This is a genomic window from Chryseobacterium panacisoli, from assembly GCF_008274625.1.
Classification (GTDB): Bacteria; Bacteroidota; Bacteroidia; order Flavobacteriales; family Weeksellaceae; genus Chryseobacterium; species Chryseobacterium panacisoli.
The window spans coordinates 1,611,912-1,626,357 of the sequence record NZ_VTRU01000001.1 but is presented as its reverse complement, the minus strand read 5'-3'; the positions used below and the strand labels follow the sequence as shown (position 1 = coordinate 1,626,357).

The 14,446-nt window shown below is 35.9% G+C and carries 10 protein-coding genes; 3 read left to right on the top strand and 7 right to left on the bottom strand.

Translation table 11 applies throughout. The features are described from left to right. Window positions 1–71: 71 nt before the first annotated feature. The 4 genes from FW781_RS07240 to FW781_RS07225 all read right to left on the bottom strand — a co-directional run bounded on the left by FW781_RS07240 (window position 72) and on the right by FW781_RS07225 (window position 5,837). A complete protein-coding gene (locus tag FW781_RS07240) occupies window positions 72–1,931 on the bottom strand; it encodes a CocE/NonD family hydrolase (protein ID WP_149386797.1) in 1,860 nt (619 codons plus the stop codon). A gap of 126 nt (window positions 1,932–2,057) precedes the next feature. Continuing rightward, window positions 2,058–4,826, bottom strand: coding sequence for a TonB-dependent receptor (locus FW781_RS07235; RefSeq protein ID WP_149386796.1), 2,769 nt, complete (start codon window positions 4,824–4,826; stop codon window positions 2,058–2,060). A gap of 96 nt (window positions 4,827–4,922) precedes the next feature. After that, the gene (locus FW781_RS07230) at window positions 4,923–5,342 is read right to left on the bottom strand and encodes an SH3 domain-containing protein (protein ID WP_149386795.1); all 420 of its coding nucleotides are present in this window, start codon (window positions 5,340–5,342) and stop codon (window positions 4,923–4,925) included. Between the two features lie 6 nt (window positions 5,343–5,348). After that, on the bottom strand, window positions 5,349–5,837 hold the full coding sequence (locus tag FW781_RS07225) for a BON domain-containing protein (RefSeq protein WP_149386794.1): 489 nt from the start codon (window positions 5,835–5,837) through the stop codon (window positions 5,349–5,351). A gap of 220 nt (window positions 5,838–6,057) precedes the next feature. Here FW781_RS07225 and FW781_RS07220 point away from each other — a divergent pair, with 220 nt between their 5' ends. Both FW781_RS07220 and FW781_RS07215 read left to right on the top strand, forming a co-directional pair. Continuing rightward, window positions 6,058–7,308 carry a dicarboxylate/amino acid:cation symporter gene (locus FW781_RS07220; protein WP_149386793.1) on the top strand — a complete coding sequence of 417 codons (1,251 nt, stop codon included), beginning with the start codon at window positions 6,058–6,060 and terminating at the stop codon, window positions 7,306–7,308. 6 nt (window positions 7,309–7,314) lie between these two features. Further along, complete coding sequence (locus tag FW781_RS07215; RefSeq protein ID WP_149386792.1) at window positions 7,315–8,037, top strand: phytanoyl-CoA dioxygenase family protein; 723 nt, start codon at window positions 7,315–7,317, stop codon at window positions 8,035–8,037. A 47-nt stretch (window positions 8,038–8,084) separates the two neighbouring features. On the opposite strand, the gene FW781_RS07210 is transcribed toward FW781_RS07215, so the two are convergent. The 3 genes from FW781_RS07210 to FW781_RS07200 form a co-directional block, all read right to left on the bottom strand. Continuing rightward, window positions 8,085–8,849, bottom strand: coding sequence for a hypothetical protein (locus FW781_RS07210; protein WP_149386791.1), 765 nt, complete (start codon window positions 8,847–8,849; stop codon window positions 8,085–8,087). Window positions 8,850–8,864: 15 nt separating this feature from the next. Then, window positions 8,865–11,666, bottom strand: a complete 2,802-nt coding sequence (locus tag FW781_RS07205) for a GH92 family glycosyl hydrolase (protein WP_149386790.1) — start codon at window positions 11,664–11,666, stop codon at window positions 8,865–8,867. Window positions 11,667–11,811: 145 nt separating this feature from the next. After that, entirely contained in the window at window positions 11,812–12,243 is a 432-nt protein-coding gene (locus FW781_RS07200; RefSeq protein ID WP_149386789.1) for a hypothetical protein, read from the bottom strand. A 226-nt stretch (window positions 12,244–12,469) separates the two neighbouring features. Between FW781_RS07200 and FW781_RS07195 the strand changes: the two genes are divergently transcribed. Next, window positions 12,470–14,425: a hypothetical protein gene (locus FW781_RS07195; RefSeq protein ID WP_149386788.1), complete on the top strand. Its 1,956-nt coding sequence runs from the start codon at window positions 12,470–12,472 to the stop codon at window positions 14,423–14,425. Window positions 14,426–14,446 lie beyond the last annotated feature (21 nt).

Below are 14,446 nucleotides of genomic sequence, written 5' to 3'. Positions count from 1 at the left end.
AGCCAAAACCTAAAAATAAATGTCAAGTTCTCAAAAATAAAAAAGCTGTTCGTTTGAACAGCTTTTTCAATTTATTTTAAAACTTCAGCCTCAATAGAGCTGTCATCATATACTTTGATCAACGCCTTTGTATAATCCTCTTTGGTTGCAAAATTCGGATTATCCATAAACTTTTGCGGATTGACTGCGAAAAGTGGGAACCATGTACTGCTGATCTGAATCTGGATTTTATGTCCCTTTTTGAAGGTGTGAACCACATCCTGTAGTTTGAAATTAACAGCTGTTTTCTGATTAGGAACCAAAGCTTCTCCCTTTTCTCGGGTATTTCTGAATCTTGCAGGCATAATTTCACTTCTTACCATCTGGTGATAATTACCATAGATGACGCCTTCCTTTTTTTCTGCAGGTTTAAAATCTTCAGGATATACATCAATAAGCTTTACTGCAAAATCAGCATCTGTAGAAGAAGAGGCAATATTCAGTTTGGCCATAATTTCTCCGGCGAAAGTCATATCTTCAGTCAGAATATCTGTTGTGAACGTTAATACATCAGGTCTTCCTACTGCAAATCTTTGATCTTCAGACATATAGTTTTTAGGAGTGAAGCCATTGAAATCTTTCAGGTGATCTGAGCTTACAACAGGATTATTAGGATCACTGTAATATTCAGAATATCCTTGTCCGGAAGTTTTTTTCAAGGTGTTGTCAGCTAAATAGAAATTAACTTTTTGAGCATTTTTAGGTGGATAAGAAGCAAATTCTTTCCATTCTTTAGCTCCGGTATCATACATCAGCGCTTCAGGAAGTCCGGCATCTTCTTTTGTGTTACCTTTCAGGTAGTGGTTGAAGAATTTTGTTTCAATATTTTTCTGGTAATAAGTAGCAATGCTGTCACCGAAATAGGTTTCGCTGTGGAAGTGTTTTCCCTGCTCCTGAGACCAGCCGCCATGTGAGAAAGGTCCCATTACAATTGTATTTTTAGCTTTAGGACTTGTTTTTTCAATGGTTTTATAAATATTTAAAGGGCCGGAAAGATCTTCTGCATCAAACCATCCGCCAACTGTCATTACAGCATGATTGATATTCTTCAGGTGAGGAAGAAGCCCTCTTTTTTGCCAAAACTCGTCATAGTTGGTATGATTCATAATTTCTGTCATGAAGAAATTATTCTTATAATATTTCTCATAGCCCTCTTTCAGGGTGCCCATGTCTCTGTAGAATTTTAATCCGTCTTCGGAAGTCTGCTTGATGAAAGAATCCATATACCATGCCTGTTTTTCAGGTTGTGTTTTCTGAACTCCAAAAACAGGAAATGTTCTGAAATAGCCAAGCATAAATCTTCCGTTGTGAAGGAAATCGTCATTCCAGAAATCTGAGATAGGAGCCTGCGGCGAAGAAGCTACCAGCGCAGGGTGCTGTGATAATGTTCCTACAGCAGTATAAAATCCAGGATACGATGTTCCAAACTGACCAGCTTTACCATTGTTGTCCTTGATGTTTTTCAAAAGCCATTCGATGGTATCATAAGTATCCGTACTTTCATCTACATCTTTTTTGGTTTTACGCTCTACTTGTGGAGTCATATTGGTAAAAGTACCTTCACTCATATACCTTCCGCGCACATCTTGGTATACAAAGATATACTTGTCTTTCATAAGGTAAGTGTTGGGACCTACCTTTGTTTTATATTCACTCTCTCCGTATGGTGCAATGCTGTAGCAGGTTCTCTGTATCAGAAACGGATATTTGTTCTTGTTTGATATATCTTTCGGGATATATACGGCTGTGAAAAGTTTCACTCCATCACGCATCGGAATATAAAATTCTTTCTTGGTGAAATTGTCTTTAACGAAAGTATCTTTCTGTTCCGTCTTCTGAGCTTTTCCAAGAATGAAAAAAAGAATACATAATACTGAAATATGGATTTTCATAAAAAAAATTTGCTGCTAATTTAAAAATAAAAACACGGTTATTGATCAATCTTGTGTGTATTCATAAAAATAGCCGGAAAGATCCGGCCATTATCAAAAATATATATATAAAAGTATGGTGTTGTGTTATTGCATTTTTTTACCGGCAAACTTATTCAGCTTCATGCTGATAGAGAACATGATATATCGTTTCAAAATCAGATCTTCACGGTCTTCAAAATAAGAATCTGTGATGGTTCTTCTCACACTTTGATTTTGATTTAATACATCATAGATCTTCACTTTTGCCGTGAACTGTTTTTTGTAGAATGAATAGCCCAAACTGGTATTCCAGAAGTAGAAATCCTTTTTAAAGCCAGGAGCAATATTCGAGTTGGTATTATATTCAAAATCATTTCCAAATACGAAATTGCCTTTCAATAGGTAATTGGTGAGTTCAAGTTTTAATGACTGGTTGGCTGTATTGACACTGTTTAAATTATAATTGGTATAATTTGAAAAGCTATATCCAAGTCTGTAAGAAGGTTTGATCGTCATTTTATCTTTGATTTCATAGACAAGATTAAGACCAGGATTAAGATTGTATGAGCTGCTGGTGAAAGATTGTCCGTCAACAAAACCATTATTGTAAGCATAATTCATGTTGAATGTTGGGTTAATGGTCAGTTTGTTATTTTTCCATTTCAGGTTTTTACTGAAGCCTCCGCCGGCGTTAATGCTTTTATTTCCGCTTACGTTGTTATAAGTCACCACTTGTTTTCCTGCATTATCATAGGTGGAAAAATTAATGATGTCGTTATTTCTGTAAGTAAAACCAATATTGAAATAGTAACTGAGGTTTTTTACTTTATTATAATTATTGAAATACAGATAAAGATTGTTGATCCAGGTATTTTTTAAATTGGGGTTTCCTTGGTAGGTAATCAAAGGATTGGATTCATCTTTATAAGGAGTCAGCTGTTCTGCAGTCGGAATGTTGAAGTTAGAGTAATTATAGATACTTAAGATTTTACCTTCTCCAAGCTGATAGTAAAGGTTGAGATTATATTCAGGCAACACGAAATTTTTCTGCAGGTCATATTGCTGTCCGTTGTAGATAGAGTTTACTTTCATATCTGAAATGTCAAGATTCACCGAAGCCCAGAAGTTGAGTTTATTTTTATTGATCTGATAACTCAATTCAGGAGAGATCTGATTGATTCTCTGCTTCATATTATTTGATAAAAGCAGATTGAATTTAGTGTACTCTCCGGTTGCATTATCAAAATCGTTCACATTCCTTAAATCCCTTGCTGATCTCGTTTCATATTTTATTTTAAAATTTACACTGGACGAATCGGAAACGGGTTCTGAATACCCTGCACTGAAATTAAAAGAGCTGTTCTGATTTTTGTTTTTGGCTAATTGATCACGATTATCTTTTGTGATCCCGTTTTCATCATAAAATATATTCTGGGACTGGCTTAGATTATCCCTTTTAGATTCAGAAATAGAACTGTTCATATTGGCTGAAAGTACACGTCCTTTTTTCTTGAATTTTCTGGAAAAATAGATATAAGGATTAAATGAATTGCTTTCCGAATCATTACTTGAATACGAGTTGCTTTCATTCAGAAGGCTGCCATTCTTCAAAGTAGATGATTGTGAATTATTGAAATTAAAACTGCTGTTTTTAGTAAATCTTGGGGAAAGATAAACACTTGTCATAGAATCCAGTTTGATTTTGACAGAAGTATCAAAACTGTACTGCTTAGATTCATTTTCTCCGTTGCTTTCAGAATTGGTCTGAAGTGTATAATTGGGTAGAAGAGTAGATCTTGAAACCTTGGATTTTGTCTCCGTATTAGAATCTGAATGCATCAGACTGAAAGAATCCAGATCAGCATTTTTCCCCATCTTATCACTGTAATTCAATCCTATGGTTGTAGACCGTTGAATTCCTCTTGTACCACCTCCCTGGTTATAATACGTTACATTTCCTACCGTTGAGACGGATCCTCCCTGCATCATCCAGGCATTCCGGCCATTCCCCATACTGTCAAAAACCTCATCCCTGGAAAATCCCTGTGAATTGATATTATTGGAAGAAGCAAGAATACTTACTTTTGTGTCACCTTTGAAATAACTGGCCAGTCCGCTTGCCTCATACCGCTTGTCTGATCCGTATCCGACCGTAAGCCTTGTCAATAATCCTTTATTCTTCTTTTCATCAATATTAAAGTTGATAGTAGTGTTCTGAGATTTGGCGGCTTGCCCACTCAATTCTTCTTCCTTTGTCTTGGTTGTTGTAAACTGAATATTTTTGATGATATCTGCGGGCAAGTTCTGAAGAGCAATTTTGCCATCTTTATCGAAGAAAGGCTTTCCGTTAATCATGATCTGATCTACTTCTTTCCCATTGACCGTAATTTTACCATCATTGCTGATCTCTACGCCGGGAATCTGCTTCAGAAGTTCCTCTATTTTACTGTCAGGCCGTACTTTAATCGCTGCTGCACTGAATTCAATAGTATCTTTTTTAATCTTTACCGGTGATGCCGTGATTTTTACCTCATCAATATTGTTGACAATACTTGGTTTTTCAAGCTGAATATCTCCTAAGGATAAGGACTGATCTATTTTCTCAAATTTTTTCGAATAAGAAGACCATTTATCGGCATCAATTTTAAGGAGGGAAGGTTCTTTTATATCATCAATCTTCAGAGAAAATTTACCTTCCTTATTGGTTGCTGTGTAATTGACAATAGATGAATCTTTTTCTTTCAAAAGATAAACAGTGGCATTTTCTATTGCTTTCTTTTCAGAATCGGATATTTTTCCATCGATGTGTAATTTTTGGGCGTGCAGAATAATGACTGTGAACATCAAAGTCAATAGCAGCAGAGTTTTCTTCATTAGTTTTTTTTTCAGAGCCGTAAAAATATAAAAACATCCCAAAGTTGGGATGTTTCTATGCTTTTTTTGTGAAAATTTATTATTTTTTAATAAAATTTATGCTCTTAAATATCTTGAATAAGCATATCCTTCCTGGCCGTCAGCAGTTTTCACTTTCCACCAGTCATCAGAAGTTTGCTCAATAAGAGTTACGGAAGAACCTTTAGCCGCTTTACCTACAACAGCAGCTTCAGTAGAAGGCTCCTGTCTGATATTCAGGTTTGAATCTTCCGTTGCCACTGTTAAAGAAGCTCCTGAAGTAAGACCTGCAACCTGTACATCAATATTGATATCTGAAGCAGAATAAGTAGAATCAATAGCTCCTAAAGCATTCCATACAGCATCTTTAGCCGCAGTATTGGAAGCATTTCCGGAAACATAAAGAATTCCATCCTGCTCCTGAACCTGAAGATTGGCGATCCCTGCAGACTGTGCCGCTGAAACTACGCTTGAATATTTATCTTGTAATTCGCTCATCTTAAATTATTTTACGATTAGGTTGTTGTTATACTTTCCGATTTTCAAAGCGTCTACAGATTCTTTGATTTTTCTAGCCTGAAGGCCGGAAACATTTCCTGTAAGAGTAAGCTGTCCGTTTACCACTTCTACCTTTACAGAAGGGAAATCCTTCACCGCATCCTGAACTTTTTTCTGAACAGCAGGATCTACAGCAGAAGAAGTTTCAACAGGTGCAGGAGCTGGAGCAGCAGCTACAGTAGACATATCCATTACGTCTTTTACTCCGTTGATTGCTTTTAATTTTGCAATCATCGCGTCTTTAGACTGCTGATCTGCGAAAGTACCGCTTAAGTGAGCTACACCTTCTTTTACTTCAACAGAAGCATTGGGATTAGAAGTTACTACCGTTGTAGCCTGAGTCTGAAGATCGGCATCAGAAACTTTCTTTTTACAAGAAATAGCACCGAAAGATACAGCTACAGCTAATGCAGCCATTGCAATAGTTTTTTTCATATTGTATATTTATTAATGTTGTTATACAATCAAATGTAATAATAAAATTTGTACCAAAGGAATAAAAAATCAATAAATGTTTCTTAATTTTTTTAGAATATTATCTAAATCAGGCTTTTAATTTTTAGGGATAAAAAACTTAATGTAAAATTAATCTCCATTGAAGAAAATCTTCTGCCAATTGAAAAACCATTATATTTGCGCAAATTGAACTATATATATGAAAGGACAGAATAAACTTTTTATAGCAATTATCATTGCCCTTCTTGTTGGAGTAGGAATCGGAGGTATTGTACATGTGAAATATCCTGAGAATGCAGAACCTTTTGCTAAGAACATCAAACTGTTGGGAACGGTTTTTATCAGATTGGTACAGATGATTATTGCTCCTTTGGTTTTTACGACTTTAGTGGTGGGTATTGCCAAAATGAGCGATATTAAAATGATCGGAAGAGTAGGAACAAAAGCAATGCTTTGGTTTATTTCCGCCTCTTTGGTTTCCCTTTTTATCGGGTTGATCCTCGTTAACTGGCTGGAGCCGGGACATGTCACAAAACTACCGATTCAGGATGTATCTTCTGCTGATGAACTTCTTAAAAGCAGTAAAAGTTTCTCCATGGAAGACTTTGTAAAGCATATGATTCCTAAAAGTTTATTTGAAGCCTTTGCTACCAATGAAGTATTGCAGATTGTGATATTTGCTGTGATGTTTGGAGTGGCTCTTGCCAATTTAGGAGAAGAGTATTCCAAGCCTGTAGTGAAGCTTTTTGATATTATCGCTCACGCAATCCTTAAAATGGTAGGGTATATCATGTGGTTTGCTCCGCTGGGAGTCTTGGGAGCTATTGCAGCAGTAGTGGCTACCAATGGGTTTGAAATATTTAAAGTATATGCTATTTATTTAAGAGACTTCTTCTTTGCTATTGCAGTTCTTTGGCTGGTACTATTACTGGTAGGCTATTTTATCTTAGGAAACCGTCTTTTTGACCTGTTAAAAAGAATTAAAGAGCCATTACTGATCGCTTTCTCTACAACGAGTTCAGAAGCTGTGTTCCCAAAATTGGTGGAAGAGCTTGAAAAATTTGGATGCAACAGCAGAGTAGTGTCCTTTATTTTACCTTTAGGATATTCTTTCAACCTTGATGGAAGTATGATGTATATGACATTTGCTTCAATCTTTATTGCTCAGATCTACGGGATCGAAATGAGCCTTGGTCAGCAGATCACCATGCTATTGGTATTAATGCTTACTTCAAAAGGAATTGCCGGTGTTCCGAGAGCTTCTCTGGTAATTATTGTGGCAACGTGTTCTATGTTCGGTATTCCACCGGAAGGAATTGCTTTGATCTTACCGATTGACCATTTCTGTGACATGGGAAGAAGTATGACCAACGTATTAGGAAATACATTAGCAACTTCTGCAGTTTCCAAATGGGAAGGACAATTGACAGAGCCATTAGATAAAATTTAAATATCAATGAGTTTAAACAACTTAAAAATCAATAAAAGCCATATTCAAGAATATGGCTTTACTGTTATCAATACTATGTTTTCACAGACAGAACTTGAAGAAATAAATCATGTTCTGCAACATATAGATACCTCAAAAGAGAATTTCAGAAAATCTGAAGACTTGTTTGCAATTAGACAGTTTTTAAAAGAAGTTCCGGAAATCAAAAACCTTGTTTTCAATGAAAACATTCAGAGAGTGATTAAGGAAATCTTCGGAGAAAAATATTTTGTAGTAAAAAGCATTTATTTTGATAAACCTGAAACTTCCAATTGGTATGTAGCCTATCATCAGGATCTGACTATTTCTGTAGATAAAAAACTGGATTTACCTGATTTCGGTCCATGGACAACTAAAAAGAATCAGTTTGCGGTGCAGCCTCCTCTGGATATTCTGGAAAATATCTATACCATCAGAATCCATCTGGATGATACCGATGAAAATAACGGAGCTTTAAAAGTAGTTCCAAAATCTCATGCAAAAGGCATTTACAGACCGGAAACCATCGACTGGACCATTGAAACAGAAGAAATCTGCAATGTTGAAAAAGGCGGGATTATGATTATGAAACCTTTAACGCTTCACGGTTCAAATCGCACAACCAACGGAAAGAAAAGGAGAGTGATCCACATCGAATTTTCTGATAGGGAACTTCCGGAAGTCCTTCAATGGTCGGAAAGAATGAATTAAAAAAATAAACCCCTCTTCAAAATTCTTAAGAGGGGTTTTATTTTAGCTTAATCACAGGATATGACTTCGTCGTATGGCTTTCCTATATTTTCTTTATTATAAAAAAGAAAAAGTAAAGCTTCTTTTTGATTGGGAATCCAGAAAGATGTTGGTGTAGAGACAATCATATTTGTTTTCAGTATATTTTCGATTGTATCATCCTTACTTCCAAAAGTTGTAACAGGAGTAATTTCCTGAATTTTTGACCTATCATCTATTTTTACTTTATAAATAGCAAAAGGCTGCTTAGGTTTGAATTTACTGATTTTTGATAGATCAGATCCATATTCAGATTGGGTTTCATCATAGCAACTAGTAAACTGCAGGCCTATAAACCTGAATTTATTATTATCTAAATAGGTGAAGGCTTTGCCCAGGTTTTTAAGCCATAAATTTTCAGCCTTTGTTGGTTTAATTCCCAGTTTTGCTTTTGGAGTACAGGATGAAATAACATAGGTGCTATCGGATTTTAGAAAGATCAGATATCTTTCATTAGGCTGTACATTAATTTCGCATGCTCCAGAATACGAATTTCCAATCAGGCCTCTTACATTCATCGTTTTGAATGTTGTTCCTTTATAAACTTTTTCAAATTCAACATCAGCTTTATAGTTTCGCTGTTGAGAATCTTCATCATACACTCTTACAATTTTAATTATGCCTACAATGCTTGCATTTAAATAATTTTGTGGTAATGTTTCAAATACACATTTACAGGCTGAAACTTTTATGATACTTAAGAGTAAAAAGAGCAGTAATGATAATTTTTTCATATATAATTGTGGTTTTTATCTCGCAGAAATCTCATCAATGAAAATATAAGCATCTCCTCCTGCTCCCTGATGCCATTCCGGAAGTTTTCCGAAATAGTAGGCTTTTACTTTGATGTATCGGGCTTCGGTAGGAAGAATTTCAGTAGAAAAATCTTTGATCTGTACCTTTTCATCCTTAGGATCAATGTCATTGTCAATAGTTTTTAGAAGAATAAAATCTTTTCCGTTCATAGAAGCGTAGTATTCCACTTTTTTAGGCATCAGAATCCATGCTCTGCTGTCCTGAAGATAGGTGGAAGATAGTGATTTGATATGCTGAGGAGATTTGAAATCAATGATGGCTTCAAAATTTTGTCCCTGATAGCCTTGCCATTCACCTTTTCTCCAGTTGATATCACCTCTGATTCCGTCAATAAGAGCCAGCTTTCCGGTAGCGCTGTACTGTGGAGTCACCTTAGACGTGATATTAATATCCCAATAATTAGGTCTTCTGTTAAAATTGGCCGTGGTTACAGAACTTTTTTCTCCGCTTCTTTCAGCATACGCCATTACCTGGGTAGTTTTGGTGATGGAGAATGGTCCTTTGTAAGCAGAGAAAGTCTTTCTTTTATTGCTGTCGCTTTCATCCATGGTCATATAATATACCTTGTCATTTGGATGTAAGGGAGTGATCTCAACTTTGGTAGAAAAATCAAAAATTCTGTCAGCCGCGATTACGGGTGAAGCTGTTTGTTCTGCATATTTAAAATCCTTAACAGGTTTTATATTTTCAAAACCAAGTTTTTTAAGCTCTGCTCTGCCGGTATTTTTAGTAATGATTTTTGTGGTACCGTCTTCCAGATGAAGTTTGATTTCATCAAAATAAGGCGTTGTCGTTTCCCATTCCGGTAATCCTGGGGTAACAGAATAAATTCCCATAGAACTGAGAATATACCATGCACTCATCTGGCCGCAGTCTTCATTTCCAATCAATCCGTCAGGTGTATTTTTATAAAAATTATCAAGGATATATTTTATTTTGGCATCTGTTTTTTCTGGCTTATCTACAAAATTGTACAGATAAGCAATGTGGTGGCTTGGCTCATTTCCCTGGGCATATTGTCCCATCAATCCTGTGATATCTACCTGTTCCCTTCCTGTTGTTGTATCTGGTGCGGTAAAGATGGCATCAATGAACTGTTCAAATTTTTCTTTTCCGCCATGAGCCGCTATAAGTCCTGGAATATCCTGCTGTACAGAATAAGAATAATGCCATGAGTTTCCTTCTGTATAATTGTTATTCACTTCTCTCGGATCAAAAGGTTCATACCAGTTTCCGTTCTTTCTTGGCTGCATAAACCCTGTTTTAGGATTATAAAGGTTTTTCCAGTTTTGAGAACGTTTCATGAAATACTGATAATCTTCTTTTTTGCCTAAAATTTTTGCCATTTGAGCAATACACCAGTCGTCATAGGCATATTCTACGGTTTTGGAAACACTTTCATGCTCATCATCGATACTGATATAATTATTCTGTTTGTAAGCATTCAATCCGAAAATATCCTGCATGGCTGAACCTTTAGCTGCCTGAAAAGCCTTTTCGTAATCAAACCCCTGAATTCCTTTAGCCATAGCATCTGCAATTACTGAAACGGAGTGATAGCCGATCATGCATTCTGTTTCATTGGAAGCCAGTTCCCAGACCGGAAGTTTCCCACCCTGTTCATATTGTTTGATGAATGTATTGATAAAATCTGCAGTTCTCTTTCTGTCAATCAAAGTCATTAACGGATGAGCTCCTCTGAAAGTATCCCAGAGTGAAAAGACCGTGTAATAATCAAAACCGGTTGCATTATATAACTTGTTGTCCCTGCCTCTGTATTTCCCGTCAACATCCATATTGATGTTTGGTTGTGTGAAAACATGATAAAGAGCGGTGTAAAAAACAGCTAATTTATTTTTATCATCAGACTTCACTTCAATTTTTGAAAGCTCTTTGTCCCAGTCGGTTTCTGCCTGTTTTCTTACAGCATCAAAATCCTTTGATTGTCCTTCTGCCAGCATATTTTTGCCAGCTCCTTCGTAGCCTGTGGGAGAAATAGAAACTTTTACATTGATCTTTTCTCCTTTTTTAATGTGGGTTGAAAATGCCAAGGCAAGTTTTGTTCCTGTAAACAGATTGTTTTCATCTTTTCCGTTAACCTCTTTTTTTGAAATTTTCATAGGTTTTGAAAACTCAATTCTGGCGTAGATATATTGGTTGGTGGCCCAGGCTTCACTTCTTCTGAAAATTTCAATGGTTTTATCATCAATCACTTTTACTTCTCCTTCCAGAAGTTTATCTCTGTGATTGAGGTCTAAAATAATATTCGCTTCACCAGTATTATTGAAAGTGTATTCATGATAGCCGACTCTTTTTGTCGCTGTCAGGCGAACGCCGATATTATGTTTATCTAATTTAACAGCATAATATCCTGCAGCTGCTTTTTCATTTTTATGCGAAAATTTTGAAGCATAATCTTTACTGCTAAGACTTGGATTTCCCATTGTAGGCATCAGCATAATGTCTCCATAATCTGAAACACCTGTGCCATTCAGGTGGGTATGAGAAAAACCATAGATTACAGAATCCGAATAATGATATCCGCTGCATCCGTCCCAGCTTCCGTCAATTCTTGTATCCGGAGAAAGCTGCACCATCCCGAATGGAACGATTGCCCCCGGGAAAGTATGGCCATGACCTCCGGTTCCGATAAAAGGATTCACATATTGGGAGTAATTCTGTGCGGAAATGATCTGAGTAATAAATAAAGAAATTGCAATAAGCCCTTTTTTCATGTTCTGATTTTATAAAGGCGAAGATATTGAAAAACAGTAAAAAAGATGTAATAAAAGATAATTACGGTCTATCTTCTTAAAAACAGAAAGAATCTCCTTTTCTTATAAGATTCTTCCTTCATCAGAAAGCGAAGATTCGAGGTAGTCAACGACAATACAGAAAGACATTTTCTTCCCGCCCTGAACCCAGATATTTTTTCCAGGATTGGGATTCATGATATACAATACCCATTTCCCAGACACAGTAAGTAGGGAGGTGGGTTTTGTTTCTGTCCCATATTTCAAAGTTGCCGGAACCGTCATAATAAACACTTTCCCATAATTCATTCTCACTGCGCCAAGTACATACCAGAAGGAGATAGTTTTCTCCGCAACGATGCATAATGATAAATCCCAAATCATCAATATTTTGGAAATCTTCTTCAGCATATTCCACACATAACCGGGCATTATGGATGTCCTGTGGAGAGATTTCTGCCGGGTCATCAGCCAGATCGTACCATTTGAATTTTGTTTTTCCAACTGTGAAAATTCCTTTTGGTAATGCATACTTGGAAGGGTAGGTATTGGTTTTCATAACAATTGTTTTACAATGATGATAATATTAATAAATCTAATTATTTTATTTCAAATCTATAGTCATAAATATTTTTTTAAAATAATAAAATACTACAAAAGTGTTATATGATTCGAATTCCAAATTTCATACATTTGATAGTGAACTAATAATTTCCAGTTCGGAATCCTTAAAAACTTTTGGAGCATAAGAATACTGGAAAACGAAGACCAACTCAATGCATAATATGATGGAAACACTATTTTTTTATCTTCTGCTGCTCGCTGCAGTTACATTTCTGATATTTTACTTTAAAGATAGCTTTTATGCTTCTAAAAAAGTGAAAATATTCAAAGATGTTGCTGGAAAATACCCTTATTACTTTATTCCCCAAAAACCTGTCAAATGGTTTGATTTTACCGGGCTGATGAATAGTTTCAGAATGGTTTCTCTGTCTGCAGACATCCTTTCTATCATTGATAAAAGAGAAATGCAGACTGCTTTGGGAAAAGATACGGGAGGAGAACTTACAGAGAATAATTGTGATGAATCGGAAGATGAATTCTGGTTTGATTTCATTGCAGATACCGGCGATGGTTTTGATGCTACAACCTCTGTTTTTTACCATTTGACAAGAGAAAGCTATATCTATTCTTTTAAAAATGAATTCAACAGAGATGTTGAAGATGAGAGTGAAATCAAACTGAAAAGGGGATCTGTTTTGGTAGTGGGAGGTGATCTGGTGTATCCCGTAGGCTCTGAGATTAATTACAGAGACCGCTTCAAGGGACCTTTAAGACTTGTCGCTCCCGATACAAAAGAGGCAGGCCCGATACTCATTGCCACACCGGGAAATCACGACTGGTACGATGGTTTAAGCGCTTTTTTCAGGCTGATGTGCCAGAGAAGTAAAATCAGTGATTACAGAACCGTACAGAACCGAAGCTATTTTGCATATTCACTGAGGAGCAATGTTCACTTAATGGGTATTGACAATCAATTACTCGGTGATATTGATATTCCTCAGATGACTTTTTTTACTGAATATGTCGAGAAAATATCAAAAGGAAATGATACAAACCACATTATCCTGCTCATTGCGGAACCTTACTGGTACAATTATCAGATAAAAGACAGACACAAGAGAAGACAGCGCCTGGATAGCCTGGAATATATCATAAGAACAATGAAAGAAGCGGTCAGAAAATTGGAGGCCAGTAATATAAAGTCAGAAATTATTTTTGATGTGGTGCTTACAGGAGATATTCATCATTATTCACATTATAAATTAGATGAAAATGAGAAAGGTTACGACAAAGAGATCAAACATTATATTACTTCGGGAGGCGGTGGTGCTTTCGGACATGTTACCGATTTTTTAAAAGATACCATCACTCTTCCTATCCTGCAAAATACAACGACTACAGAACTTACCTATAAACTGGATGGCAGATATCCGTCTCAAGAAAAATCCGGTAAAAAAACATTCTGGAACCTTATTTTCTTTATCATCAATTATGAATTTACTGTATTGCTGCTTTTTCTCTCATTAATCGTTACCTACACCCATTGTTACTCAGATTCTATTTTGAAAGGGTTGATTTTATTTTTAATTCCTGCTATTTTTCATTTTACCATCACCAAAGTCACCAATACGGAATGTTCCGGGAAGGAAAAATGGACGAGTCAAATTATGCGGGGAGTATTATTTGTGTTGTCGTTTGCTGTTCAATGGTTTGTATACATGAAGCTTCCAGCGTATGGTTTTACTTTTTTAGAGGACAGCCATTTGTCTTTTATTGCTATCGATGAAATAAAAAGCTTCTTTAAAATTCCGTTGGGCTGTGATTATTTTGTTTCCCAGCTGATCATTTCCGCTCTTTTGCAATCCATACTTTTTGGATGGTATATTCTTTTCGGATATCATTTTTTTAAATTATATGTAACCGAAATTTCATCAGGGAAAATAAATACAGGAAATAAAAACTTTCTGAAGTTTAAAATAACAGATACAGAAATGATCATCTATGTAGTTGCCATCAAAAAAACATACCAATGGATGAATTTATTAAAAAAGAAAGACGCTTCTCATTTGCAAAAAGAGATGCTTACTGAGGATCCGAAGAAATTTATCAAAGACAATTTCAAACTGGATCCGGACAAAAATGTGAAAATTATTGATAAAATAACCATTTCATTATAACCTCAAAACAAACGATAACCT

Coding starts and splice junctions, on each gene's coding strand:
- FW781_RS07240 (WP_149386797.1), bottom strand. CDS start 1,931: ATGAAAATCCATATTTCAGTATTATGTATTCTTTTTTTCATTCTTGGA.
- FW781_RS07235 (WP_149386796.1), bottom strand. CDS start 4,826: ATGAAGAAAACTCTGCTGCTATTGACTTTGATGTTCACAGTCATTATT.
- FW781_RS07230 (WP_149386795.1), bottom strand. CDS start 5,342: ATGAGCGAATTACAAGATAAATATTCAAGCGTAGTTTCAGCGGCACAG.
- FW781_RS07225 (WP_149386794.1), bottom strand. CDS start 5,837: ATGAAAAAAACTATTGCAATGGCTGCATTAGCTGTAGCTGTATCTTTC.
- FW781_RS07220 (WP_149386793.1), top strand. CDS start 6,058: ATGAAAGGACAGAATAAACTTTTTATAGCAATTATCATTGCCCTTCTT.
- FW781_RS07215 (WP_149386792.1), top strand. CDS start 7,315: ATGAGTTTAAACAACTTAAAAATCAATAAAAGCCATATTCAAGAATAT.
- FW781_RS07210 (WP_149386791.1), bottom strand. CDS start 8,849: ATGAAAAAATTATCATTACTGCTCTTTTTACTCTTAAGTATCATAAAA.
- FW781_RS07205 (WP_149386790.1), bottom strand. CDS start 11,666: ATGAAAAAAGGGCTTATTGCAATTTCTTTATTTATTACTCAGATCATT.
- FW781_RS07200 (WP_149386789.1), bottom strand. CDS start 12,243: ATGAAAACCAATACCTACCCTTCCAAGTATGCATTACCAAAAGGAATT.
- FW781_RS07195 (WP_149386788.1), top strand. CDS start 12,470: ATGATGGAAACACTATTTTTTTATCTTCTGCTGCTCGCTGCAGTTACA.